This window comes from Streptomyces sp. NPDC048297 (assembly GCF_043201585.1).
Lineage (GTDB): Bacteria > Actinomycetota > Actinomycetes > Streptomycetales > Streptomycetaceae > Streptomyces.
Genome location: NZ_JBICZA010000005.1, coordinates 57,968 through 81,882, shown reverse-complemented (window position 1 = coordinate 81,882; position 23,915 = coordinate 57,968). Strand labels below are relative to the sequence as shown.

Genomic DNA, 23,915 nt, shown 5'->3' with positions numbered 1-23,915 from the left:
CGGCATTCCCTTGAAGGGGGCCCTTCATCCAGGGGGTCCCCCGCCTGCGATCGGAGACGCGTGCGAATCACTGACATCCAGCGTTGCGAGGTCCGGCCGGGACGGCTCGTGGAGTGGACCCTCGCTCCGGCGACCGTCGCGGTGGCGGCGAAACTCCCGGAGGACTCCCGGCCGCCCGCCTACATCCAGGAGTCGCACATCAGAACCGCCAAGTCCGTACGGGACAGCGGCCTGTTCGTGCCCACCTGGCTCGGTACGGTCTTCGACCTGCCCGGACCGGTCGACCTCGATCTGCTCCAGGAGGCGCTGCGCACCTGGACCGTGCGGCACGAGACGCTGCGCAGCGGGTTCCGCTGGGCGAATGGGACGGCCGAGGCGGGCCAAGCGGCCGAGGCGGGCCAGGCAGGCGGGACGGGCCAAGTGGGCGGCGTTGGCGGCGAGTTGCGCCGGTTCACGCTGGACGCCGAGGACGTGTCCCTGCACCGCGAGGACGCCGGCGACTTCACCGACGCCGACGCCCTGGCCGCGCACCTGCAGCACCGCTTCGACACGGTCGCGGACGCGCTGCGCTGGCCCAACCTGATCTACGCGGCGGTCGTCCGGGACGACTCCGCCAGCGTGTACCTGGCCTTCGACCACAGCAACGTGGACGCCTACTCGCTGCACGGCATCCCCGCCGAGATCGAGGAGCTGTACACGGCCGCCCGCGAGGGGCGCGGGCCCGTCGTACGCACCCCCGCGGCCAGTTACGTCGACTTCTGCGAACTGGAGCGGGCGGACGCCGACCGCATCGACGGCGGCCACGACCTCGTCGCCCGCTGGCGGGAGTTCGTCCGGCGCTGCGACGGCACCCTGCCGGGCTTCCCGGTGGAACTCGGCATCGACGACGTCGAGCCCGGCGGCCCGCTGCCCCGGCAGCGGATGATCAGCGAACCGCTCGTGGACGCGGACGCCGCGGCCTCGTTCGAGGCGGCCTGCCGGCCGTACGGCGGCAGCCTGGTCGGGCTGCTCGCGGCCACCGGGATGATCGTGCACGAGCTGGGCGGGGTGCCGGTGTACCGGACGGTGGTGCCGTTCCACACCCGGGTGAAGTCCCGCTGGTCCGACTCGGTGGGCTGGTTCGTGGGCGGTGCCCCCATCGAGGTGCCCGTGGCGGACGCCCCCGACCTGCCGGCCACGATGCGGGCGGTGCGCGCGCAGCTCCAGGCGAACCGGCCGCTGTCCCGGATGCCGCTCGCCCGTGTGCTGCGCCTGCTCGGCGCGGACTTCCGGCCCACCTCGCCCGACCTGTACTCGATCGTCTCGTTCGTCGACGGCCGGGGCATCCCGGGCGCCGCGCGCTGGGCCGAGCAGAAGGCGTACGGGCTGCTGCGGGTGTCGTACGGCGACCAGGTGTGCGTGTGGGTCAACCGGCTGCACGACGGGCTGTGGCTGGCGAGCCGCCATCCGGACACCGACGTGGCGGCGAAGAACATGCGGCTGTACGTCGAGCGGCTGCGCGACCTGATCGCGGCCACGCTCACGCCAGGGCCGTCCTCACCAGGGCCGTCCTCGCCCGGCCACACTTCGTGACCGAACGGACACCACGGACACTGGTACGAAGCAACTCCCCCTTTCTACACTTCTGTCGAGGGGGGTGCGGTGGGCGGACGATTACACGGGCGTGGAGCGCTGTTCGACGTCGAGCCGGCCGGTCTCGCGCCCCGGCTGGTGGGCCTGCGCCCCTCCCATCACCGAAGTCACCCCTTCGAGCACCCGGCCGAGCCGCCGTTCGTGGTGCTGACCGGGGCGCGCGGGCTGGGCAAGTCCGCGGTCCTCGCCGCGCTGCGGGAGGCGTACCGGGGGCACACGCCGGTCGCGTCGGTCGACTGCGCCGAGGAGCAGTTCGCCGCCCCGCCCGCGGAGCGGCCCGCCGAGTCGTGGTCGCCGGTGGCGCAGGCGCTGCTGGTGATCGCGGAGCAGCTGGCGGAGCCGGTGACGGGCGCCGGGCGGATCACCTTCCCGCGGCTGATGTCCGGACTGGTCGCGGTCGCCGCGGGCGGCTGGGGCGACGCCGACTCGGAGCGGATCCGCCGGGAGGTCGAGCGGATCCTGCTGCTGAACGAGAACGGGTCGTGGATCAGCGGGCTCGCCGGGCGCTGGGCCGGGAAGGTGGCGGCCAAGGTCGTCGCCGCGGCCACCGGCACCGGGCCCCTGGTCTCGGGCGCGATCGAGGCGACCCTGGAGTCGGTCGCCGAGGGCTTCGCCAGCCGCCGGCACCAGAAGGCGTCGGTGTGGTACCGGACGTACCCGAACGCGGGCGGGCACGCCCAGCGCGGGCTGATGCTGCTCTCGGACCACTTCCGGGCGGGCGGCACCTCCCGGGAGCACGCCGAACGCCATCTGGTGCGGGCGCTGCTGGCCGACCTGACGGAGGCGTACGCGGGTGTGCTGCCGCGCATGCGGCGCCTGGGCCGGCCGCTGGTGCTGCTCGACAACGCGCAGACCGCGCCGGGGCCGGGGCTGATCGACGCCGTGCTGCGCGACCGCGCCGAGGGCGTCGCCGACCAGGTGGTGTTCGTCGCGGCCCGGCGCGGTGAGGGCCGGCGGGAGCTGCGCAGCGCGGTGCGGCGGGAGCTGCCCGAGGTGGCCCGGCGCACCGGCTGGACGCCGGACGCGGCCCCCTCCTCGCGGGCGCTGCTGCTCGCGCTGCCCCCGCTGAGCCCGGACGACACCCTGCACATCGTCGGCGCGGTCTGCGCGGACACCCGGGTCCCGGCCCAACTTCCGCACGCCATCCACCGGTTGACCGGCGGCAATCCGCTCGGCATCGTCCTGCTCGCCGAGTCGGCCGCGCAGAACCTGCCCGCGGCGACCACCCTGGGCGAGCTGCTCACCGCGGGCGTCCGGCCGGGCGAGGACGATCCCGCCGTGCCCGCCTACCAGGCGCTGCTGGACCGGCTGGTGCCGGCCGAGCACCTGGAGGAGCTGACCGTGCTGGCCGCCGCCCACGACCACGGCTCGGCGAGCGCGCTGGCGGCGGCACTGCTCCCGGACACCTTCGGCCCGGCGAACGTACGGGAGTTGCGGACCCTGCTGGCGGAGGAGGGGCTGCCGGTCGTGCCCGGCCGGTTCGTCGGGGACCCGTTCGTGCGGACCCTGCTGCATCTGCGGCTGCACCTGCGCGACAGCGACGGCGGCAGAGGCGGGGGCGGAAGCGGAGGCGGGGGCGGGGGCGGGTCCGCGGATCACGCGTCCTGGCGTATCGCGCACGAGACGCTGATCGCCCACTACCCGGAGCCCGGGGACGCCCGCTACCGGCTCCACCACGAACTCGCCCTGGGCGTGACCGAACCGGCGGTCGCCCACCTGCGCGACACCTTCTTCACCGAGGACATCCGGGCCTGGCTGCGCACCCTGCGGTTCGTCGCGTCGGCGCCGTACTTCCACGCGCACGACGCCGAGGGCCGCGACTTCACCGGCCGCGCGGACCGGCGGGCCGCCGTCGCGCTCGGCCGCACGGACGCGCGGCACGCCGTACCGGAGGGCGCGGACGCCGTCCTGCACCTGCGGATACGGCGGTTGCTGCACGCGGTGTGGCTGCTGGCGGACCCGCTGGTGCTGCCCGACCCGGAGGTCGGCGACCGGCTCCGCTTCGAGCTGGAGCAGCTGTCCAACCTGCGGCCGGCGGGCAACGCGCTGCTGTGGCGGGCCTCCCGGAGCTGGCCTTCGGCCGCGCTCGCCGGACGCCCGATGGACGGGCCCGAGGGCGGGGACGACGGCGACGGAGGGGACGGCGCGGTCGGCACGGGCGGTGCGGGCGGTGCGGGCGGTGGCCCGGACTCATCGAGCGGGGAGGCCTGATGGCGGGCAGCGGCAGGGGCATGGGCACATGGCTGCGCGAGGGCGTGTGGGAGATCCCGCTGCGCCGCTATCTCGCGCTGCTGCTGGCGGCCTGCCTGGTGACCGGCCTGGTGTTCGCCGTGCGCGCCCTCACCCACCAGGACCGGTCCTGCGCGCCCGGCGTGGCACGGCCGGTGGACGACGACGAGTGCGTGGGCGTGGCCACGGCCCCGTACGACTTCGGGCACGCCCAACTGCGTGACGTCGTACGGGCGATCGGGCGGGAGAACGACCGCCTCAAGCCCGGCAGCTATGTGACCGTGGCGATGATGCTGCCGTACAGCTCCACCGCCCCGACGAACCTCAACGACATCCAGCACCAGCTGCAGGGCGCCTACCTGGCGCAGTACCAGGCCAACCACGAGTCCAACGGAGAGGCACCGCAGATCCGGCTGGTGCTCGCCAACCCCGGCTCCGGCGGCGGCCATTGGCGGCAGGTGGTGGACACGCTCGTCGCCATGACGACGAGCAGGGACCGGCTGCGGGCGGTCGCGGGCATCGGGCAGAGCACCGACAACAACAAGGACGCCGTACGGGAACTGACCCGGCACCACGTCCCGGTGATCGGCTCCTCCATCACCGCCGACGACCTCGCCAACGGGCAGCGGGGCAAGGACCCCTTCCCCGGCCTCGCCCGGGTCGCGCCGACCAACACCGACGAGGCCCGCGCGCTGGCGTCCTTCGCCGAGGTGAGCGCGGGCAAGGCCCTGCTGGTGTACGACAAGCCGGGCGACCCGTACACGCGCACACTGCAGGAGTCGTTCGCGGCGCTGATCAAGGGCTCGCCGTACGAGCCGCAGCCGTTCACGCCGCCCGCCGACCGCAGCCGGGAGGGCACGACCGCGAACACCTTCCGGCAGATCACGCACCTGGTGTGCGACACCTCCCGGGAGACGGACACGATCCTGTTCGCGGGCCGGCACACGCAGTTGCGGCAGTTCATCAACGCGCTGGGCGGGCGCGGCTGCCAGGACCGGGCGTTCACGGTGCTCACCGGCGACGAGGCCTCGTACCTGACCCACGAGAAGGCCCTGGACCGCGACGCCCTGCGGCACAACCTCTCGGTCCGCTACACCTCCCTCGCCCACCCCGACGCCTGGACGAGGGCCACCCCGAAGACCGGCGGTTCCGCCGCCGGCCTCCGGACGATGCTCACCCTGCTGGCCTCCGGGCAGCGCGCACCGGTCGGCCCGATCGGCACGGTCGCCCTGGACGACGGTCAGCTGATCATCGGCTACGACGCCCTGCGCCTCACGGTCCACGGCATCCGCGAGGCGGTCCCGGACGGGCGGACCGTCCCGGCCCTGGCGGACGTGGGCCTGCAGTGGCCGCAGGTCAAGGGGTCGCTGCGGGTGGACGGGGCGAGCGGCTGGATCTGCCTGGACGCGCACGGCAACCCGTACGACAAGGCCGTACCGATCGTCGAACTGACCCCGGAGGGCGGCTCCCGCTTCGTCCGCATCGCCTGGCCGGAGGGCAGGCCACCGACGAAGGAATGCCTGCCGCCGTCCTAGGACTGGGCCTGCGACGGCTGGGAAGGCTGTGCCGGACGGGACGGCTGTGCCGGCTCCAGCATATCGATCAGGTGTTCGAACCTGGCCCGCCAGCCGGCCTCTGACGCCCCCTCGCCCCGGAACTCGTGCGTGAACCGCAGCACGCACCCCTCGTCGCCGTCCCGTTCCAGATGGAACCGGATCCGGCCCCCGTCCCCCACCGTGAACTCGGCGACCCGGTCCACGTCCCACGCGGTGACCCGCCCGCCCCCCACGTCACGCAGGGTGACCCACCCGTCGAGCCGGGGTTCGAGAACGTCGACGGCGGTGAACCACCCCCCGAGCCCCGCGGGAGTGGCCACCGCCGCCCAGACGTCCTCCATCCGCCGCGGAATCCGCACCAGGAAGTGGAGTATGTGCGTGTTCCCCTTCGTCCGGCTGGTGCCCTGTTCGATGGAACCGCTCATGACACCAGTGTCCGCGAACAGACGCTCGGACGCCTGTGCAGGAGTCGCTCGGACGCCCGCGCAGGAGCCGCTCAGACGCCCGCGTAGGAGTGCTTGCCGGTCACGAAGATGTTGACGCCGTAGTAGTTGAACAGCCAGCAGCCGAAGGCGATCATCGCCAGGTAGGCGGCCTTGCGGCCCTTCCAGCCGGCGGTGGCGCGGGCGTGCAGGTAGCAGGCGTAGGCGACCCAGGTGATGAAGGACCAGGTCTCCTTGGGGTCCCAGTTCCAGTAGCGGCCCCAGGCGTCGCCCGCCCAGATCGCGCCCGCGATGATCGTGAACGTCCACAGCGGGAAGACGGCCGCGTTGACGCGGTAGGCGAACTTGTCGAGGGACGCGGAGGCGGGCAGGCGCTCCAGGACCGAGGTCGCGAACCTGCCGGGCGTGCCGCCGGTCTGCAGCTTGTTCTCGTACGAGTCCTTGAACAGGTAGAGGATCGTGGCGACCGCGCCGACGTAGAAGACCGCGCCGCAGAAGATCGCGGTGGAGACGTGGATGTACAGCCAGTACGAGTGCAGGGCCGGGACCAGCTGGTCGCTGGCCGTGTAGAGGACGGTCACCGCGAGACCGAGGTCCAGCAGGACGGTGGTGATGAGGAACAGGCCCATCCAGCGCACGTTCTTCTTCAGTGCCAGCAGCGCGAGGTACACACCGACGGCGACCGTGGAGAACGTGATGTTGAACTCGTACATGTTGCCCCACGGCGCCCGCTCCACGGAGGCCGCGCGGGCGACGACGCCCGCCAGCTCCACCAGGAACGCCAGCACCGTGAGGGAGACGGCGATCCGCCCGTACATGTCGCCCTGGACGTCACCGCCGTGGGCGCCGGGCCCGTCCGGCACGTCCCGGGCACCGGACGCGGAGCGCACGACGACCTTGGGCCGCTCCAGGACGGCGGTGCCGCCGGCCTTCTTCACGGTGACGGCGGGGCCGTTCTCCTTCTGCGCGCCCTCGGCGGTGAGCGCGGCGGCCGTACGGGCCACCTTGCTGCGGCTGCCGAAGAGCCATTCGGCGATGTACGCGAAGAAGGCCAGCGTGTAGACGGCCATCGACGAGTAGATCAGCGTGTTGCTGATGCTCGCGAGGTGTTCGTTGGTGGCTACGGCAAGTTCGGTTGCGGCGGCGAGAGTCATTTCTCAGCCCCTTCGGCAGGTACGACTTCGGGGTCGGGGGTTGCTTCGTCGGAGGCTTCGGAGACTTCGGAGACTTCGGAAGCCGAAGAATCGCCGGGGTCGGGTGCGCCCGGCGCCTGGTCGTAGAGGATCCCGGCGAGGTCGCCCAGTTCCTCGGGCACCTTGGCGGACTCGCTGCGGCCGAGGCCGGCCATCTCGACGACCGTGACGCCGTCGGCGCCGCGCACGGCCCGCACCCACACCCGGCGGCGCTGGATGAACAGGGACGCGGCCAGGCCGAAGATCGCGACGAGCGCGCCGCCGAGCGCCCAGCCGCCACCGGGCTCCTGGACGATCTCGAAGCCGGCCCATTCCTTGACGTCCTTGCCGAACGTGACCGAACCGGCGCCGTTCGGCAGTTGCATCGTCTGGCCGGGCTTGAGGTTGGTCCGCAGCTGCTGCCCCTTGGCGTCCTTGAACGCCTTCATGTGCTTCGTGCTGAGCTCGTACACGCTCTGCGGCAGACCGGAGTTGACACCGAGGTCGCCGTGGTAGGGCTCCAGGTTCAGGACCGGGTTCAGCAGCGCGGGGAACGCCGACATGGTCTCCTGGCCGGCCCCGCCGTACGTCGGCAGGAAGAAGGCCCTGATGCCGAGCTGCTCACTGACGCCCCTGGCGTCCTTGTAGCCGTCCATCACCTTGACCACGCCCTGCGAGGTGACGTTCCCGTCGAGCGGCAGCAGCGGCACGGCGTCCTGGTAGACGACCTTGCCCTTGCCGTCGCGGACGGTGATGACGGGCGCGTAGCCGTGACTGACCAGGTAGACCTTGGAGTCGCCGATCTTCAGCGGCTCGTTGACCTTGACGGTGGTCGGCTTCGGCTTGCCGTACGCGCCCTCGCTGTAGTCGATCTTCGCCTCGAAGGTGCGCGGGGTGCCGCGGCTCGGACCGGTGAGCTCGTACGTCCCCTTGAAGTCCTTCAGGTCGAAGCTGAACGGCACCAGGTCGTCGGTGGTGAACAGGCTGCCGGACTTGAAGTCGTCGTACTGGATGATCGAGTTGGAGAACCCGTCGCCCTCCACGACCAGCTTGGTGCCGTCCGACTTGAACATCTGGCCCGAGGCGAAGGCGATCAGCAGCACGATCAGCGCGATGTGGAAGGCCAGGTTGCCCAGCTCGCGCAGGTAACCCTTCTCGGCCGCCACGGCGTCACCGGCGAGGTGGGCGCGGAAGCGGCGCTTCTTCAGCAGCGCGAGCGCGGCCTCGCGGACCTGCTCGGGCTCGGCCCCGGTGCGCCAGGTCGTGTAGGCGGGCAACCGGGTCAGCCGCTTCGGCGCGCCCGGCGGGCGGCCGCGCAGCTGGCCCACGAACTGCCAGGTGCGCGGGACGATGCAGCCGATCAGGGAGACGAACAGCAGGATGTAGATCGCGGAGAACCACACCGAGCCGTAGACGTGGAACAGGCCGAGCTTGTCGTAGATCGGCGCGAGCGTGCCGTGCGCCTTGCGGAACTCGGCGACCTTGGTGATGTCCGCGCCGGTCTGCGGGATCAGCGAGCCGGGGATCGCGCCGAGGGAGAGCAGCAGGAGCAGCAGCAGCGCGACCCGCATGGAGGTCAGCTGCCGCCAGAACCAGCGGATCCAGCCGACGACGCCCAGCGAGGGCAGGGCGACCGCGTCCTCCTGGGGCGCGGTGGACAGCCGCGAGCCTGCCGCGCCCAGGTCCTCCTGGTCCTGGCTCTTGTCGGTTTCGGTTGTGCTCATCGATCAGATCCCCACAGTGAAGCCGTTGGACCAGGTCTGCATCTCCTGCACCAGGCGGTCCCAGGCCCCGGTCAGCAGCAGCACACCGGTCACGATCATCATCGTGCCGCCGATGCGCATCACCCAGACATAGTGGCGTTTGACCCAGCCGAAGGCGCCGAGCGCCTTGCGGAAGGCCACGGCCGCCAGCACGAAGGGCACGCCGAGACCCAGGCAGTAGGCGACCATCAGCAGGGCGCCGCGCCCGGCGCTGGACTGCTGGATGGCGAGGGAGTTCACCGCGGCGAGGGTCGGTCCGATGCAGGGCGTCCAGCCGATGCCGAACAGGGCACCGAGTACCGGGGCGCCCACCAGTCCGGTCGACGGCCGCTTGTGGAAGCGGAACTCGCGCTGGGTGAACCAGGGCATCAGCCCCATGAAGAACACGCCCATGAGGATCATGAGCACGCCGAGCACCTTGGACAGGACGTCCTTGTGCTCCTGGAGCGTCCACCCGAAGGAGCCGAACAGGGCCCCGCCGGAGACGAACACCGCGCTGAAACCGAGCACGAACAGGGAGGCACCGGCGACCATCCGCCCGCGTCTGGCCTCGGCCAGGTCGGTGCCGGCGACCCCGGTGACGTAGGAGAGGTAGCCGGGGACCAGCGGGAGCACGCAGGGCGAGAAGAAGGAGACGAGCCCGCCGAGCAGGGCGACGGGCAGGGCGACCAGCAGGGCGCCGCTCAGCACGGTCTCGTTGCGGCCCGTCGCGGCGGCGAGCGTGAGGAGGTCGCTCACGTCACTTCTCCGCGAGGACCGGCTTGAGCATCTTCAGCAGCGTGGTGTCGTCGAGCGCCTCCAGGGCGCGCGCCGCGACCTTCCCGTCCTTGTCGATGATCAGCGTGGAGGGGATGAGCTGCGGGTTGAGCGTGCCCTTCTCGAAGCGGAGCATCAGCTTGCCCGTCGGGTCGTACAGGCTCGGGTAGGCGATCGCGTGCTCCTTCTCGAAGGCGATCGCGGGGGTGGTGCTGCTGTCGCGGGTGTTGATGCCGACGAACTGCACGCCCTTGTCCGCGTAGTCCTGGGAGACCTTGGAGAAGTACTTGGCCTCTTCCCGGCACGGCCCGCACCAGGAGCCCCAGACGTTGACGACGACGACCTTGCCCTTGTAGTCGGCTACGGCCAGGGACTTGCCGTCGATGGTCCTGCCCGACAGGTCGGGGGCCGCGGCCCGCTCGCCCTTGGGAGCCGTGTCGATGCCGTTGTTGCCGGTGATGAAGTTGGTGTTGCCGCCCCCACCGGAGGTGCCGCCGTTGCCGCACGCGGACAGGGTCAGTGCCGCGACGGCGGCCACAGCGCTGAGCAGGACGGCGCGGCTACGGGTACTCATGTGAAAAGTTTCGCATGTCGGTTCCGGGGATCTCGCGCACCCCCCTGGCGGGCGGAAAACCGCATTTCAGGAGGTATTTACTCCGGACATTTCGGTCGGCATTCCGGTGGCTCGCCGGTCGGCTGCCGGGCGGCTCCTCAGGCAGGGTCCGTGGAGGCGGACTTGGCGCCGCGCAGGAACTCCTTCCAGCCCCCGGCCGGTTTCCGCCCGACCTCCAGCGTGCGCAGCCTGGCGAGGATCTCCGGGTTCTGGACGTCCATCCAGTCCACGAACTGCCTGAACGAGACGAGGCGTACGTCCGCGCCCTTCTCCTTCTCGCGCGCGATGTGCGTGAACGCCTCCTCGACGGCGTCCATGTAGATGCCGCCGTTCCACTGCTCGAAGTGGTTGCCGACGAAGAACGGCGCCCGGTTCGTCCGGTACGCCCGCTCGAATCCGGCGATGTACGCCCCCGCGGACTGCCTGCGCCAGCCCGGGTAGTTGGAGGCGGGCGCCTTCGTGGAGTTCACGGACTGGTTGGCGAGCATGTTGTAGTCCATCGACAGGACCTCGAAGGAGTGCCCCGGGAACGGGATCTGCTGCAGCGGCAGGTCCCAGACGCCCATCCGCTTGTCCGGCCACACCTGGCGCCCGCCCGGCGAGGAGGCGTCGTAGCGCCAGCCCAGCTCGCGGGCGGTGGGCAGCAGGTTGCCCTGGCCGAGCAGGCAGGGTGTGCGGGCGCCGACCAGTTCCTTGTCGTAGTCGAAGGGCAGCGAGGGCAGATCGGTCCAGCCGGTGTTGGTCCGCCACTCCTTCACGAACGCCTTGGCCTGCTCGATCTCGCTGCGCCACTGGCGCGGGGTCCAGTCGCCGACCGTGCCGGAACCGGCGCAGAAGTGGCCGTTGAAGTGGGTGCCGATCTCGTGCCCCTCGATCCAGGCACGGCGCACATTGGCCAGCGTGGCCTTGACGTGCTCGTCGGTGAGGTAGCCGATGTCGGAGGCGCCGCGCGGGTTGTTCGGGGGGTTGTAGAGCCGCTTCTTCGACTCGGGCAGCAGATACAGCCCCGAGAGGAAGAAGGTCATGCTCGCGCCGTGCTCCTTGGCGAGGTCGAGGAAGCGCGGGAAGAGACCGTTGCCGACCTCGCCGGCCCCGTCCCAGGAGAAGATCACGAACTGTGGCGGGGTCTGCCCCGGTTCGAGCGGCTGCGGCGCGGCGGGCTGGTGGGGCTGCTTGCCGGTGAAGGAGGTGGAGCCGTCCCCGATGGGCCGCGCCTGCGCCGGGATCCCGCCGCTCCTGCCACCGCTGTGACCTCCGGAGCCGGCGTCGCCGGTGGGCGAGCCGCCGGAACCGGAAGCGGTACCAGTGCTGGGGGATTTTCCGCCGTCGCCCGACGACGTGAGAGTCCCGCATCCGGCGAGCCCGGCGACGGCAGCGGCGCCCGCGCCCGCGCCGAGGCCGAGTATTCCCCGCCGGGAAAGAGCCCGGGAAGTGGTGCGCATGGACATCCCCGATTCGTCACGCCCTCTGTGGTCGACCAGCTAGAGAGCGTGGCGAACGGGGAGGTTCCGTGAATTTCTTATGCTTTACATAACATCTCTGAAGAAAGCGTGCTGGAGACGCGGGCCCTTCAGGCTCCGCAGCCCTTTCAGGCCCTCCAGGCTCCGCAGCCCTTTCAGGCCCTTCAGGCCCCGAATGCCTTGCTCTTCCCCTTCACGGGCTTGGCGCCCGCGCGGAGATGGGCCGGGACGAGGTCGATCGCGGGCTCGCTGTAGCCGACCGAGACGATCCTGTCGCCCCGGTACGTGAACGTCGTCAGCGAGGCGAGCGTGCACTGCCGCTTGCGCGGGTCGTGCCACAGCCGGCGCTTCTCGACGTACGACCGCACGATCCAGATCGGCAGCTGGTGGCTGACCAGCACCGCCTCGTGCCCACGGGCCTGGTCCTTGGCCGCGTTCAGCGCGCCCATCATCCGGACCACCTGGTCGATGTACGGCTCGCCCCAGGACGGCCTGAACGGGTTGGCCAGATGCTTCCAGTTCTCCGGCCGGCGCAGCGCTCCGTCGCCGACGCCGAAGGTCTTGCCCTGGAAGACGTTCTCGGCCTCGATGAGCCGCCCGTCGGTGGCGAGGTCGAGCCCGTGCGCCTTGGCGATCGGCGTGGCGGTCTCCTGCGCGCGCTCCAGCGGGGAGGCGACGACATGGGTCACGTCCCGTGCGGCGAGATGCTCGGCGACCCGCTCGGCCATCTTCCGGCCCAGGTCGGAGAGGTGGTAGCCGGGCAGCCGGCCGTAGAGCACGCCGGTCGGGTTGTCGACCTCGCCGTGGCGCATGACGTGGACGACGGTGATGTCGTTACTGCCGCTGCCGCTGCTGCCGCTGCTGCCGCTGCTGCCGTTGCCGTTGGTGCCGTTGCCGTTGCCGTTGCTGCCGTTGCTGCCGTTGTTGCTCACGCGGTCGCCTCCGCGGCGGCTCGGGCCGCCGCCGGGAGGGCGTCGGCGATCTTCTGGATGGCCCGCTCGTCGTGGGCCGTGGACACGAACCAGGACTCGAAGGCCGACGGCGGCAGGTAGACGCCGTTCGACAGCAGCGAGTGGAAGAAAGCGGTGAAGCGGAACGACTCCTGCCGCTTGGCGTCCTCGTACGTGCGCACCTTCCGGTCGGTGAAGAACACCGAGAACATGTTGGAGGCGGTCTGCAGCCGGTGCGCCACGCCCTCCTTCGTCAGCGCCTCGGTGACGAGGGCCTGGATCTGCGCGGACACGGCGTCGACCTTCTCGTACGCCGCGTCGTCCAGGAGCCGCAGCTGGGCGAGGCCGGCCGCGGTGGCGACGGGGTTCCCGGAGAGCGTGCCGGCCTGGTAGACGGGCCCGGCGGGCGCGAGGTGGGCCATCACGTCCTCACGGCCACCGAAGGCCGCGGCCGGGAAGCCACCGCCCATGACCTTGCCGAACGTCATGAGGTCGGGCTTCACGCCGTCGATCCCGTACCAGCCGGACCTGCTGGTGCGGAACCCGGTCATGACCTCGTCGGAGATGAAGAGGGCGCCGTTCTTGTGGCAGGCGTCCTTCAGGCCCTGGTTGAACCCGGGGTCCGGCGGCACGACGCCCATGTTGCCGGGCGAGGCCTCGGTGATGACGCAGGCGATCTCGCCGGGATGCCGGTGGAAGGCCTCCTGCACGGCCTCGAGGTCGTTGTACGGCAGCACGATCGTGTCGCCGGCCTGGGCACCGGTGACACCGGGGGTGTCGGGCAACGCGAACGTCGCGACACCGCTGCCCGCCGCGGCCAGCAGCGAGTCCACGTGCCCGTGGTAGCACCCGGCGAACTTGATCACCTTGGACCGCCGGGTGAACCCGCGAGCGAGCCGGATGGCCGACATGGTCGCCTCGGTGCCGCTGCTGACCAGCCGCACCTGCTCGACGGGCTCCACCCGGGCGACGATCTCCTCGGCGAGGGCCACCTCCCCCTCACCGGGCGTGCCGAAGGACGTACCGCGGGCGACGGCCTCCTGGACGGCGGCGATGACCTCGGGCCGCGAGTGCCCCAGGATCATCGGCCCCCAGGAGCACACCAGGTCGACGTACTCCCGCCCGTCGGCGTCGGTCAGGTACGGCCCGCTGCCGGAGACCATGAACCGGGGCGTACCGCCGACCGCGCGGAAGGCGCGCACCGGCGAGTTCACGCCGCCCGGCGTGACGACGGAGGCGCGGTCGAAGAGCGCCTGCGAGACGGGCGCGTCGTAGGGATAGGGCGTTTCGCTCTGGGCGCTCATGACGTGCGACTTCTCCGGCTTCTCTGACTCCGGTCGTGTGGTGACCTCCTCAGGGTAGGCGGAGCGGTGCACCACCCGGACAACCACGTGCCCGATCCTCCGACTCTGACTCTCATCCCTGACTCTGATCCCAGTCTTGATCCCCTGGCTTGATCCCCTGGCCACTCGCTCACCATCTGCGAGACTGGCAACTGACACACGCAGTGATACACACAGCCCCTTGGTACGTAGTGATCCGGGACCGGAGGGATCCCGCGGACTGGTTGTTTCACCGCACGTTTCGGCGCGCGGGCGTGGGGGAGGTCACTGACACGATGATCGGGTTGCGCGGCGGGGCCGAGCGTCCTAGAAATGCAGTCGGGTGGAGATATGCATCGCGGTGGCGGACTGGGCGAGGGGACTGACGACCTCGGTCCTCGGCGTGCCCGGCGGGGCAGGCACCGGCGCGAGGCGGAGGAAGCGGCCGAGAAGCGGCCGAGCGACGCACGCCGGACACAGGGCGTACCGAGCGAGCCCGAGCGTCTCCGGGCGGGGAGCGGGAATGGTGGTCGGGTGGGGGTGACCTACAAATACTTCGGCGCGCCCGACGGCGCGACCGCGGCCCGCGTCCCGATCTCGATGCGCCCCGAGGAACTCGGCGGCGACGAGCTGGGCATGAACGGCATGTTCACCAAGATCAAGCCGGAGACGATGGCCGCGATGGTCCTCACGGGCATCGAGGGCGTCCCCCTGCACAAGGTCCCGCCCCTGGAACTGGTCGTCCTCCACCCCGACTACGCCGTCGTCAAACTCCCGATGACCGTCGTCGACCCCCTGCGCGGCATCGGCGAGGAAGCGGTGGGCGCGGCGGCCTTCATCTGGTCCACGGTCCCGGACCGGGGCGGCCCACGTGACGCGTTCAACGTGTACCAACTGCTGCACGAGTGGCAGGACTTCAGCCATCGGTTGCATGAGGCGGGGCATCAGCCTTATTGCTTGGTGTGGCCCTGAGCTGGGGTTTCGTGGGGGCGGGCGAGGTCTTCGGGCCTCGCCCTTTAACGTGCCGGGGAGGGGCCGTCAGGCGCCCGGGGCACATTGAGGGCACATTGGTTTAGCCGAGGCACTGATGTGCCACGGGCTTCTGGTGCTGGCTACTGCCTGAAGGCGTCGTCGATCATCTTGCGGGTCCGCGTCTCGCTGGAAGTCAGCGGGTGCGTGTACGTTCGCAGCGTGAAGTCCTGGTCCGAGTGGTCGGCGTACTCGGGTTCCCGCCGGTCAGTCGCTCGGCCCAGTCAGCCCCCGTGGCCCGCTGCCATTTGAGCGGGGCGCACTTGCCGAGTTTCGCGAGCCCGTCAAGAGCCTTGGGCTCCTGACGGGCGATCCTCATCCAGAGAACCGCGAGGTCGGCGATGGTGTCGAGGTGCAGGCAGCCGCCTCGCGCGCGGGTCAGGGTCGCCTCGGTGTCGGCGTCGCTCACGTCGATAAGGCGACCGTGCTGTTAACTGAGCTCGCTGAGCAGCGTCGGCCCGCGCTTTAAGACCGGACAACCACGGTCGACAGCGGTGCGATCTCGGACTGTCGGGCGCCGTCCAGAGCTGCATACGACCAGGTCAGAAGCCATCCGGCTCCCCAAGCGGCGTCGCTTCCCAAGCTCAGAGCGCGAGTTCGATTCTCGTCACCCGCTCCATGATGAAGCCCCAGGTCAATGGCCTGGGGCTTGTCCATGGGTGGGTCGTCGCCGCGCTGGCCGTCGCCGCACTGCTGTACCGGATGTGGGTCAAGGCCGGACGCCCCCGCGGCATCCGCGACGTCGCGGCCGAAGCCGAAACGGACTGACGGCCTCCCGGCGGGTGTGGCTCCGGCGCCGAGTCTGCCGTCGCCGACTGCGGCCTGGTCACGACCAGCCCGGACCCCGCAGTAGAGAGGTTCCTGCGCCCCTTGTGAGCAGGCAGGACGCGTCGGCTGCGAACCGGCTCGGCTGCATCCACCGGATGCCTGCCGCCAATGGCCTGGACTCCAACGGTCGGCGGCTCCTGGCCGTGTCGCAGGTGCTGGAGGCCGATCGCCGCATCGACCGCCGTTCCAGCGGCGGGCTCCGCGGCGTCAGCAACGCGGACGGCCCCGCCCGGGGTCCTGGCAACGTCCCTGTCCGTGGCGGTCGCCGCCCTGACCGCAGGCGCACAGCCCCTCCTGCACCGCCGGCTTCTGCAACGGCCGGTGCCGGCGTATCTACGCCGACGAACACGGCGTACCGCTCACGGCCCGAACACTGCCCGGCCTTGGCCCTGGCCGCATGACCCGGCGGCGCGAGCCCATTCGATATCCGATCCTCGGCGGTCCTGCCCAGGGCCACCACGTCGCGGCCCGGCACAACCACGAATGGTCCTGGCTAGAACGAGCCCTGGCGGCCTAGGGCGAAGAAGCTCCGGTGACCGCTGGTCCACCGGTCGGTGACCCTCAGAGCGACACCGTCGGCAATTCCGCGGAGTGCTCGTTCTCCCAGACGCGCCCAGGGGAAGGGCGGACCGCTGTGGCCGTGGTTGTCTTCGAATCGGGCGGTGCAGAGCTCCTCGACATCGTGTGGGTCGACCTCGACGACGAGAAGCCCCGTCGGGGCGATGAGCCCGCGACAGCGGCGCAGCAAGCCGCCAGGATCGCCTCCGATGCCGATATTGCCGTCGATGAGCAGGACGGTCTGCCAGCCTCTCTCGACCGGCAGCCGGTCGAACACCGACTGACACAGCGCAATCCCGCCCAGGGCAGTGGTGTGGGCGACGGCGCGGGGCGCGATGTCGACTCCGAGAGCGAAGACTCCGCGACCGAGAAGTGCTCTGCACAACCGGCCCGGCCCGCAGCCGACGTCGAGTACGGGGCCGACGCACCGTTCCAACACGGTTCTGTCGGCCACGGTGGGCCGCGCGTACCAGCGGCGCACGGGCATCCTGATGCGGCGCCCGTCCGCCAGCCGCAGATAGACCGGTCCGCGGTCGGGTCGCAGGGCCAGTGCGTAGGGGTCCTCTTCGGCCCCGTGCAGCTCGTCTTCGCCGGTCGTCACGGTGTGGCGCCATGGCCTGGAGCGGGCCGGTCGCCGTCGGTGCGGGCGGCCCGTCGGACGCGGCGGAGTCTGGACGCGAGGGCCAGTGCGGAGGCGGCGAAGAGCACACCGGTGATCGCGAGCCATCGGCCGAGGTAGACGCTCCCGGGCAGCCCGGTGTCACCGGCGTAGGGGACCGCCAGACCGAGGACGAGGGGGAACCAGACCAGCAGCAGGAGTCCGGACAGAAAGGCGGGGACGCGAAGGTGGTTGAGCCACAGCCCCGTCGGTCGCTGGTCCTTGCGGTGCCGCAGCACGGACTGGGCCGACAGGTCCGCCAGTGAGTACAGCGGCAGCAGGATGAGATCGTGGAGGATCGCCGCGCCGACGAACCAGATCGCCACTCCCCAGGGCTCGATGGCGAACAGGCGCACCATGGCGTAGCCGGTGAGGGCGAACGAGGCGATCAGGACGAGGAGGTGCAGGGGGCCGGAGCCGTACCAGCGGATGAATCGTGCCATGGTCATGCCCTGAAGGTGAGTCGGTGGACCCACTTGGTGTTGTTCACGCCGGGGTTGGCCGGGACGATGACGCGGGCCGGGTAGCCGTGGTCGAGGGAGAGGTCCGCGCCGTTGACGTGGAGGGCGAGCAGCGCTCGGGGGTCGTGGATCTGGTTGCCCCGCAGTACCACCTTGGTGAACGGGCCGGGGGGTTGGATGGATTCGACCAGGACGCTTCCGGCGCCGGACAATCCGGCCATCGCGGCGAGGTCGGTCAGCCGAAGACCACTCCACTGCTGGTTGCCGGTGGACCACCCCTCCACGCAGGCGATCGGCAGTGCCGCGGAGTGCTGGGGCATCGCCAGGAGCTGCTCGCGGGTGAGGACCAGTGCCGGTCCGTGGCCGTGGATCTCCAGTCGCCAGTTCGGGCCGACGAGCGCGGGGGTGACGCCGACGGCCGCCGCCGTCTTGTTGATCTGGAAGCTGTTCGGGCCGCTGCCCGGGTCGCGGTTGTGCGGTGCGAGGACGGCGGTGCCGCGCAGCCGGCCGCCGATGCTCTGTCCGGCGGTCACGACGAGGAGGAGCAGCGATCCCGCTCCGACCGTGCCCACCGCACCGCGGCGGGTCATCGTGGGCGGCGCGGGGGCGGCCGCCACCAAGCCGTCGGGGTCGAGGGGCTCGGGCCGGGTGTGGGCGAGGTCGGTGCGCAGTTCGGCGCCCAGGCTGCGGGAGCGCAGGGCATGTGTCATCCGGCCGAGTTTGAGGCACACGTGGACGACGAAGGCGGCGATGAACACCCATGCGCCGTAGAAGTGCAGACGGTAGAACGAGCCGGGGAAGACGTAGTAGAGCTGGATGTTGAGGATGCCGGTGACGAATTCGAAGATGACTCCGCCGACCAGCATCAGCAGGGACAGCCGCTCCAGTCCGTGGGCGACGGAGCGCACCGGCAGCCACTCGAACAGCTTCGGGATCACCGACCACAACTTGGCCAGCAGCACCGGCACGAGGACCACACCGAGCGTGACGTGCACGCCCTGAGTCAGCCGATACAGCCAGTAGGGGTGCGTGGGCCAGGAGAACAGGTAGAAACCCAGCACGCCCTTGTCAGGCGTCTGGTCGTTGAGGGGGCTCAGCCCGGGGTTGTAGGAGGCGTAGGAGAGCAGTCCGGTGACGAACAGCAGCGGAATGCCGATCAGCAGGACCAGGCCGAACACCGAGGTCAGCCAAGGCCCGCGGATCGGACTGCGCCAGAACCCAGGACGGAACGGACCGGGAGGCGGGGGAACCTGGCCGATGCGCCGCGCCGCCGCGTGGGCACGGACAGCGGCCACCGACGAGACAGCCGCAACAGCGGCGCGCATGCGCTTCATACGCTCCCGCGCACGCTCCTCATCCGGCCGCCGCCGCGACCCACCGGGGGGAGTCGGACCCGACGGCCGTCCGCCACCTTCCATCGGCCGTCTCCTCCAGTCCCCGGGCCGCCCTCACGACGAGGCGGGTCCATGTCGCGGCCGGCGCGTGACCGAACATGACACCAACAAGCTGACACAGGTCAGGTCGGTCGGCCGGGCCTGGGGCCCATGCGGGTGTCCAGCGTCAGCCGAACGGCCGAACCCCTGCTCCAGGTGATTCCCCAGGCGTCGGCGCTCCGGCCCCATGATGGAGGGGTGCAACGCCTCAGCGCGCGGTACAAAGCCTCCGACCAGCTCGGCCGCACCGTGCTGACCAGACAGATCGGCTGGTTCGCCGTGATCGGCGTCGCGTCCACGGCGGGCCAGGGCCTGCTGTACTGGGTGCTGCGCCACTGGTCACCCCCCTGGCTGGCCAACCTCGTCTCCCTCCTCGTCCTCACCGTCCTCAACACCGAAGCGAACCGGCGGCTGACCTTCCGCGGCTCTCCGGTCCGTGCCGTCCAGGCTCATCTGGCGGCAGGCGTCCTGTTCGTCCTGGCATATCTGGTCACCACCGGGGCGGTTCTGCTCCTGCGCCACTACCGGCCCACCGCCTCACCGGCAACGGAGGTCCTGGTGCTTGTTCCAAGCTTCGCCCTGGTGACCGCATTGCGCTTCGTCCTGCTTCGGCTGGTCGTCTTCGGACGACGCAACAGCCGCTGAGTCCCGGCTACGGACGTGACACGCACCGCCTCACCGGCCGTCCGATCGCTGGGACCTCTGACCGGTCCGTCACAGGTGGTTCCCGGCGACGGCTGCACCAGCTCCTCACCCGGACCGGGACGGAAGCCGACCAGGAACCCGTCCCGCACAGCTGCCGCAGCCGTTGGTGTCCCTACCGGTGCTCGGGGTTCTCGTAGTCGCGGCGGCAGCCGGCGTCCCACGCGGTGCGCTGGTTGCCGTAGGCGGGGATGCCGCCCAGGTCCTTCAGTGCCCGGGCCAGGTGGAGCAGGTTCCAGGTCATGAAGGTGGTGTTGCGGTTGGTGAAGTCGTTCTCCGGGCCGCCCGAGCCGGGGTCGAGGTACGACGGTCCGGGACCGGCCTCGCCGATCCACCCGGCGTCCGCCTGGGGAGGGATGGTGTACCCCAGGTGCTGCAGGCTGTAGAGGACGTTCATGGCGCAGTGCTTGACGCCGTCCTCGTTGCCGGTGATCAGGCAGCCGCCGACCCTCCCGTAATAGGCGTACTGGCCGGCGTCGTTGAGCAGGCTGGAGCAGGCGTAGAGGCGTTCGATCACCCGTTTCATCACGGAGCTGTTGTCACCCAGCCAGATGGGGCCCGCCAGCACCAGGATGTCGGCCGCCAGAACCTGCGTGTACAGGTCCGGCCAGGCGTCCGTCTCCCAGCCGTGCTCCGTCATGTCGGGCCACACACCGGTGGCGATGTCGTGGTCCACCGCCCGTACGACGTCGACGTGCACTCCCTGTGCGTCCATGATGGCGACGCCGCGGTCGATCAGCCCCTGCGTGTTGCTGGTGTCCGGCGACCTTTTGAGGGTGCAGTTGATCACCAGGGCACGCAGGTCGTCGTACCGGGCCGGCGGGGCGTCGGTGGCGGGCGACGAAGCGGTCACACGGTCCTCCCAGAGCCTGCCGCCGTACGGTGTCCGGCGGCGCGTCCACATCCGGATCCAGCGTGCGGGCCGACCGCGGCGTGCGCCACCACAACACCTCCGAACGGCCCCCGTTGGTCCACACCCCGGTCGGCGGCCGAAGAGTGGCCGAGGCAGGAGGCCGTGCCTACGTTCGTCGCATGGGTACCGAGAGCGCGACCGAGTCGCGGAACACGGCAGCAGCGGAGGACGTCGCGCATCTCCTGGTGCGCTGTCTGCGGGCCGAGGGCGTGGAGTACGTCTTCGGGATCCCGGGTGAGGAGAACATCCGCTTCGTCGACGCGCTGAACGGCTCCGGTATCCGGTACATCCTGGTACGCCATGAGCAGGCCGCATCGTTCATGGCCGAGATCTACGGACGGCTGACCGGCCGGGCCGGCGTGTGTTCGGCGACCCTGGGGCCCGGCGCGATCAATCTGCTCCTCGGTACCGCGGACGCCATGACCAACAGCGCGCCGATGGTGGCCCTGGCCGCCCAGGGCTCCCTGCGTCGCATCCACAAGGAGTCGCACCAGGTCATCGACCTCGTGTCGATGTTCGCTCCCGTCACCCGGTGGTCGGCCCGTATCGAGTGTCCGGACGCGGTGCCGGAGATGACGCGCAAGGCGTTCAAGACCGCGCAGAGCGAGCGTCCCGGGGCCGTGTTCCTGGCCGTGCCGGAGGACATCGAAGCGGGGCGTCCCGCTGAGCCGCTGGCACCCCTGCAGATCGACACGGTGCGTGCCGACGCTCCGTCCGCCTCCCAGATCGCGCGGGCGGTCGAGGTGCTCACCGCTGCACGGCACCCCGTCGTGCTGGCGGGCCACGGCGCTGCCAGAGCCGGGGCCTCGGCCGCCCTGGTGCGGTTCGCCGAGCGGCTGAACATCCCGGTCGCGACCACCTTCCACGGCAAGGGCGTCTTCCCCGACGACCACCCGGGCGCCCTCGGCGCGGTCGGCTTCATGCGCCACGACTACGGCAACTTCGGCTTCGACACGGCCGACGTGCTGATCTGCGTGGGCTACGAGATCCAGGAGTTCGACCCGGTCAAGATCAACCCGAACGGCGACAAGCGGATCCTGCACCTGCACCGCTTCCCCGCCGAGGTGGACGCCCACTACCCGGTGGCGGTGGGCGTCAAAGGCGATCCTTCACAGGCGCTGGACGCGCTCGCGGCAGCACTGCCCGACGGCCTCACCTTCGACTCGGCAGGCAGCGCGAAGATCCGTACGCTGCTCGACGAAGAACTGCGGTACGGACGCGACAACGAGGCCTTCCCCCTGGTACCGCAACGCGTGGTGGCCGATGTCCGCACGGCGCTGGACCGCCACGACATCGTGCTCGCCGACACCGGCGCCGGGAAGATGTGGATGTCCCGCCTCTACCCGACCTACGAACCGGACACCTGCCTGGTCTCCAACGGACTGTCCACCATGGGCTTTGCGCTGCCCGGTGCCATCGCCGCCAAACTGGCCCGGCCGGACCGGCGCGTCCTGGCCATGATGGGCGACGGCTCCTTCCTGATGAACTCCCAGGAACTGGAGACCGCCGTCCGTGAACGCATCCCGCTGGTCGTCCTCGTCCTGGTGGACGAGGAATACGGGCTGATCACCTGGAAGATGGAACTCGAACTCGGCCGCCACAGCCACACCCGGTTCACCAACCCGGACCTGGTCGCCTACGCCGAAAGCTTCGGCGCACACGGCTACCGGGTCGAGTCCGCCGACCAACTGCTACCCACGCTGCGCCGTGCCCTCGACGACGAAGGTGTCTCCGTGATCGCCTGCCCCGTCGACTACTCCGAGAACCTGCGCCTGACCGACCGACTCGGCACCCTCAGCGGCCCGTTCTGACCTGCCGGCCAAGGGAGCGGACGGACTGCAGCCCGACCCGCCCGCACCGCACCGCACCGCACCCGACGACGACCCGCCGCAGCGCGCGACGGGCGCCGATCACGGCCATCCTGGACCCGGCGGCGGGACGGGCGAACGGGAAGCCCGGCAGCCGGGACGACGACGAGACGGCGGCACGATGACGATCGACGTGACTGTGCGGCGCGTGATCCCGCTGCCACCGGAGCGGGTGGCTGCGTACGCCATGGACTGGCGCCATGACGCCTGGGGGCACCTCCCATGCCCGTTCAGGGCTATGGGGGAGGACTCAGGGCATCCGCACCGCGGAGCTGTCCCGCCAGGCCGACGGCGGCGGGTTCGGGACCGGTGCCGAGGTTACCCGCACGGCACATTTCCTGGGCCGGCGCATCGACTACGTCCTGCGCGTGGCCGCGTACGAACCCCCGCGACTGCTCGACATGGTCTCCGTGGTCGCCCCGATGCCGATGCACGTCACATACTCGTTCGACCCGCACCCGCGCGGAACTCTTGCAGCCATCCGTGTCCGAGGCGGGCCCGGTGGACTCCTCCGACTGGCCGCTCCCCTGATGTCCCGCCAGGTCCGCTCCTCCCTGGCCAAGGACCTGCGCGATCTGGAACACCGGCTCACCGAGCCGAAGGAAGACGTCTGATGGCATACGACGAGGGACTGGCCGAACGGATCCGCGAGTGGCTGGGGGGTGATCCCGACATCACCGAGAAGCACATGTTCGGCGGCATCGCCTTCCTGTGCCGGGGCGACATGGCCGTCGGGGTCACCGACGGCGACCTCTTGGTCCGTGTCGGCCCCGACGCCACCGACGCAGCCCTGGCCCGGCCCGGGACGCGCGTCTTCGACATGACCGGTCGCCCCATGCGGGGCTGGATCGTGGTCGCGGGTGAGGCGGTCGCGGAGGACGCCGAGCTGGCCGGGTGGATCGACGAGGGTCGTGCCTTCTCGGCGAGTCTGCCGCCCAAGTGACGGCCCTTTTCGATCCGTGCTCCGTCGGCGTGGTACAGCGTCTGGGTGTCACACGGCGGCCGACCGGTCGATTGATGCCACGGTCGCGGCCTTTTCAGCGCCTTTGCATCGGCGCCCGCGCGTGAGCGCGGGTTCACGCGGTGGGCGAGCAGGTTCCGCAGCTCCTGGTGGTGTTGGCCGAGGGATGGCACGTACGCCCGGATCGCCGTTCTCCGTGACGGCGCGCGCGTCGGAGACCAGACAGCCCCGGCGAGCGCACTCGCCCGAACGCCGGGCCTTCATCAGGCCGTCGAAGAAGTTCACGATGACGGGCAGTTCCCGCTCGACCTCCGCGAGCCGTGTGCTCCTGCAAGCGAACCCTTTCCGCCCGCTCACGCTTCCAGACGTCGCCCGTCTGTCAGCCGCTCAGGGGAGTGCCCCGCACCTCCGAGCCGACGGCGTGCCCATAAGACCGGTAAACCATGGTCGGCAACGGCGCAATCCTGCGCTCCCGGGGGCCACGCCAGAGTGCGTATGACCAGGTCAGAAGCTATCCCGCAGGGCCTGCTCCAGGTCGTCGGCGCCACGCACTCCTTGCTCAGCGCCGTACCCACCCACAGCCGTGCCCTGGCACGGTCACGCGGACT

At 70.7% G+C, this 23,915-nt stretch carries 22 protein-coding genes; 9 read left to right on the top strand and 13 right to left on the bottom strand.

Going from position 1 to position 23,915, the window contains the following annotated elements; translation table 11 throughout:
- The first annotated feature begins 60 nt into the window (after positions 1 to 60).
- From ACGFYV_RS07120 to ACGFYV_RS07110, 3 genes are all read left to right on the top strand, one after another.
- On the top strand, positions 61 to 1,572 hold the full coding sequence (locus tag ACGFYV_RS07120; protein ID WP_393877356.1) for a condensation domain-containing protein: 1,512 nt from the start codon (positions 61 to 63) through the stop codon (positions 1,570 to 1,572).
- Between the two features lie 69 nt (positions 1,573 to 1,641).
- Positions 1,642 to 3,843 carry a hypothetical protein gene (locus tag ACGFYV_RS07115; protein ID WP_393877355.1) on the top strand — a complete coding sequence of 734 codons (2,202 nt, stop codon included), beginning with the start codon at positions 1,642 to 1,644 and terminating at the stop codon, positions 3,841 to 3,843.
- Complete coding sequence (locus ACGFYV_RS07110; RefSeq protein WP_393877354.1) at positions 3,843 to 5,396, top strand: ABC transporter substrate-binding protein; 1,554 nt, start codon at positions 3,843 to 3,845, stop codon at positions 5,394 to 5,396. The genes ACGFYV_RS07115 and ACGFYV_RS07110 overlap by 1 nt, the downstream gene beginning before the upstream one ends.
- Here the strand turns inward: ACGFYV_RS07110 and ACGFYV_RS07105 are convergent.
- The 8 genes from ACGFYV_RS07105 to hemL form a co-directional block, all read right to left on the bottom strand.
- Complete coding sequence (locus ACGFYV_RS07105) at positions 5,393 to 5,842, bottom strand: hypothetical protein (protein ID WP_393877353.1); 450 nt, start codon at positions 5,840 to 5,842, stop codon at positions 5,393 to 5,395. The two genes, ACGFYV_RS07110 and ACGFYV_RS07105, sit on opposite strands and share 4 nt — an antisense overlap.
- 71 nt (positions 5,843 to 5,913) lie before the next feature.
- Positions 5,914 to 7,014, bottom strand: a complete 1,101-nt coding sequence (ccsB, locus tag ACGFYV_RS07100) for a c-type cytochrome biogenesis protein CcsB (RefSeq protein ID WP_393877352.1) — start codon at positions 7,012 to 7,014, stop codon at positions 5,914 to 5,916.
- Positions 7,011 to 8,756 (bottom strand): cytochrome c biogenesis protein ResB, encoded by a 1,746-nt coding sequence (locus tag ACGFYV_RS07095; RefSeq protein ID WP_393877351.1) that lies wholly within the window; start codon positions 8,754 to 8,756, stop codon positions 7,011 to 7,013. Before ACGFYV_RS07095 ends, ccsB begins: the two co-directional genes overlap by 4 nt.
- Before the next feature lie 3 nt (positions 8,757 to 8,759).
- Positions 8,760 to 9,533, bottom strand: coding sequence for a cytochrome c biogenesis CcdA family protein (locus ACGFYV_RS07090; RefSeq protein WP_393877350.1), 774 nt, complete (start codon positions 9,531 to 9,533; stop codon positions 8,760 to 8,762).
- A 1-nt stretch (position 9,534) separates the two neighbouring features.
- Positions 9,535 to 10,125 (bottom strand): TlpA family protein disulfide reductase, encoded by a 591-nt coding sequence (locus ACGFYV_RS07085; protein WP_393877349.1) that lies wholly within the window; start codon positions 10,123 to 10,125, stop codon positions 9,535 to 9,537.
- A 137-nt stretch (positions 10,126 to 10,262) separates the two neighbouring features.
- Complete coding sequence (locus ACGFYV_RS07080) at positions 10,263 to 11,606, bottom strand: hypothetical protein (protein WP_393877348.1); 1,344 nt, start codon at positions 11,604 to 11,606, stop codon at positions 10,263 to 10,265.
- Between the two features lie 182 nt (positions 11,607 to 11,788).
- Positions 11,789 to 12,436 (bottom strand): histidine phosphatase family protein, encoded by a 648-nt coding sequence (locus ACGFYV_RS07075; protein WP_393877544.1) that lies wholly within the window; start codon positions 12,434 to 12,436, stop codon positions 11,789 to 11,791.
- 116 nt (positions 12,437 to 12,552) lie between these two features.
- The gene (gene hemL, locus ACGFYV_RS07070; RefSeq protein ID WP_393877347.1) at positions 12,553 to 13,878 is read right to left on the bottom strand and encodes a glutamate-1-semialdehyde 2,1-aminomutase; all 1,326 of its coding nucleotides are present in this window, start codon (positions 13,876 to 13,878) and stop codon (positions 12,553 to 12,555) included.
- 369 nt (positions 13,879 to 14,247) lie between these two features.
- Between hemL and ACGFYV_RS07065 the strand changes: the two genes are divergently transcribed.
- Positions 14,248 to 14,868 (top strand): hypothetical protein, encoded by a 621-nt coding sequence (locus tag ACGFYV_RS07065; RefSeq protein ID WP_393877346.1) that lies wholly within the window; start codon positions 14,248 to 14,250, stop codon positions 14,866 to 14,868.
- Positions 14,869 to 15,061: 193 nt separating this feature from the next.
- Here the strand turns inward: ACGFYV_RS07065 and ACGFYV_RS07060 are convergent, their stop codons facing one another.
- Positions 15,062 to 15,334: a hypothetical protein gene (locus ACGFYV_RS07060; RefSeq protein ID WP_393877345.1), complete on the bottom strand. Its 273-nt coding sequence runs from the start codon at positions 15,332 to 15,334 to the stop codon at positions 15,062 to 15,064.
- Between the two features lie 209 nt (positions 15,335 to 15,543).
- On the opposite strand from ACGFYV_RS07060, the gene ACGFYV_RS07055 reads away from it, so the two are divergent.
- Positions 15,544 to 15,693, top strand: coding sequence for a hypothetical protein (locus ACGFYV_RS07055; RefSeq protein WP_393877344.1), 150 nt, complete (start codon positions 15,544 to 15,546; stop codon positions 15,691 to 15,693).
- Positions 15,694 to 16,246: 553 nt separating this feature from the next.
- Here the strand turns inward: ACGFYV_RS07055 and ACGFYV_RS07050 are convergent.
- Genes ACGFYV_RS07050 through ACGFYV_RS07040 form a run of 3 tightly spaced genes read right to left on the bottom strand, consistent with a single transcriptional unit; the run spans position 16,247 to position 18,608 of the window.
- On the bottom strand, positions 16,247 to 16,912 hold the full coding sequence (locus ACGFYV_RS07050) for a class I SAM-dependent methyltransferase (RefSeq protein WP_393877343.1): 666 nt from the start codon (positions 16,910 to 16,912) through the stop codon (positions 16,247 to 16,249).
- Complete coding sequence (locus tag ACGFYV_RS07045) at positions 16,909 to 17,412, bottom strand: hypothetical protein (RefSeq protein WP_393877543.1); 504 nt, start codon at positions 17,410 to 17,412, stop codon at positions 16,909 to 16,911. Before ACGFYV_RS07045 ends, ACGFYV_RS07050 begins: the two co-directional genes overlap by 4 nt.
- 2 nt (positions 17,413 to 17,414) lie before the next feature.
- A complete protein-coding gene (locus ACGFYV_RS07040) occupies positions 17,415 to 18,608 on the bottom strand; it encodes a molybdopterin-dependent oxidoreductase (RefSeq protein WP_393877342.1) in 1,194 nt (397 codons plus the stop codon).
- Positions 18,609 to 19,061: 453 nt separating this feature from the next.
- On the opposite strand from ACGFYV_RS07040, the gene ACGFYV_RS07035 reads away from it, so the two are divergent.
- Positions 19,062 to 19,508: a GtrA family protein gene (locus tag ACGFYV_RS07035; RefSeq protein WP_393877341.1), complete on the top strand. Its 447-nt coding sequence runs from the start codon at positions 19,062 to 19,064 to the stop codon at positions 19,506 to 19,508.
- A gap of 172 nt (positions 19,509 to 19,680) precedes the next feature.
- On the opposite strand, the gene ACGFYV_RS07030 is transcribed toward ACGFYV_RS07035, so the two are convergent.
- On the bottom strand, positions 19,681 to 20,418 hold the full coding sequence (locus ACGFYV_RS07030) for a flavodoxin family protein (protein WP_393877340.1): 738 nt from the start codon (positions 20,416 to 20,418) through the stop codon (positions 19,681 to 19,683).
- A gap of 179 nt (positions 20,419 to 20,597) precedes the next feature.
- Between ACGFYV_RS07030 and ACGFYV_RS07025 the strand changes: the two genes are divergently transcribed.
- From ACGFYV_RS07025 to ACGFYV_RS07015, 3 genes are all read left to right on the top strand, one after another.
- Entirely contained in the window at positions 20,598 to 22,289 is a 1,692-nt protein-coding gene (locus ACGFYV_RS07025) for an acetolactate synthase large subunit (RefSeq protein ID WP_393877339.1), read from the top strand.
- A gap of 257 nt (positions 22,290 to 22,546) precedes the next feature.
- On the top strand, positions 22,547 to 22,960 hold the full coding sequence (locus tag ACGFYV_RS07020; protein ID WP_393877338.1) for a hypothetical protein: 414 nt from the start codon (positions 22,547 to 22,549) through the stop codon (positions 22,958 to 22,960).
- Entirely contained in the window at positions 22,960 to 23,289 is a 330-nt protein-coding gene (locus ACGFYV_RS07015; RefSeq protein ID WP_393877337.1) for a TfoX/Sxy family protein, read from the top strand. The genes ACGFYV_RS07020 and ACGFYV_RS07015 overlap by 1 nt, the downstream gene beginning before the upstream one ends.
- Positions 23,290 to 23,915 lie beyond the last annotated feature (626 nt).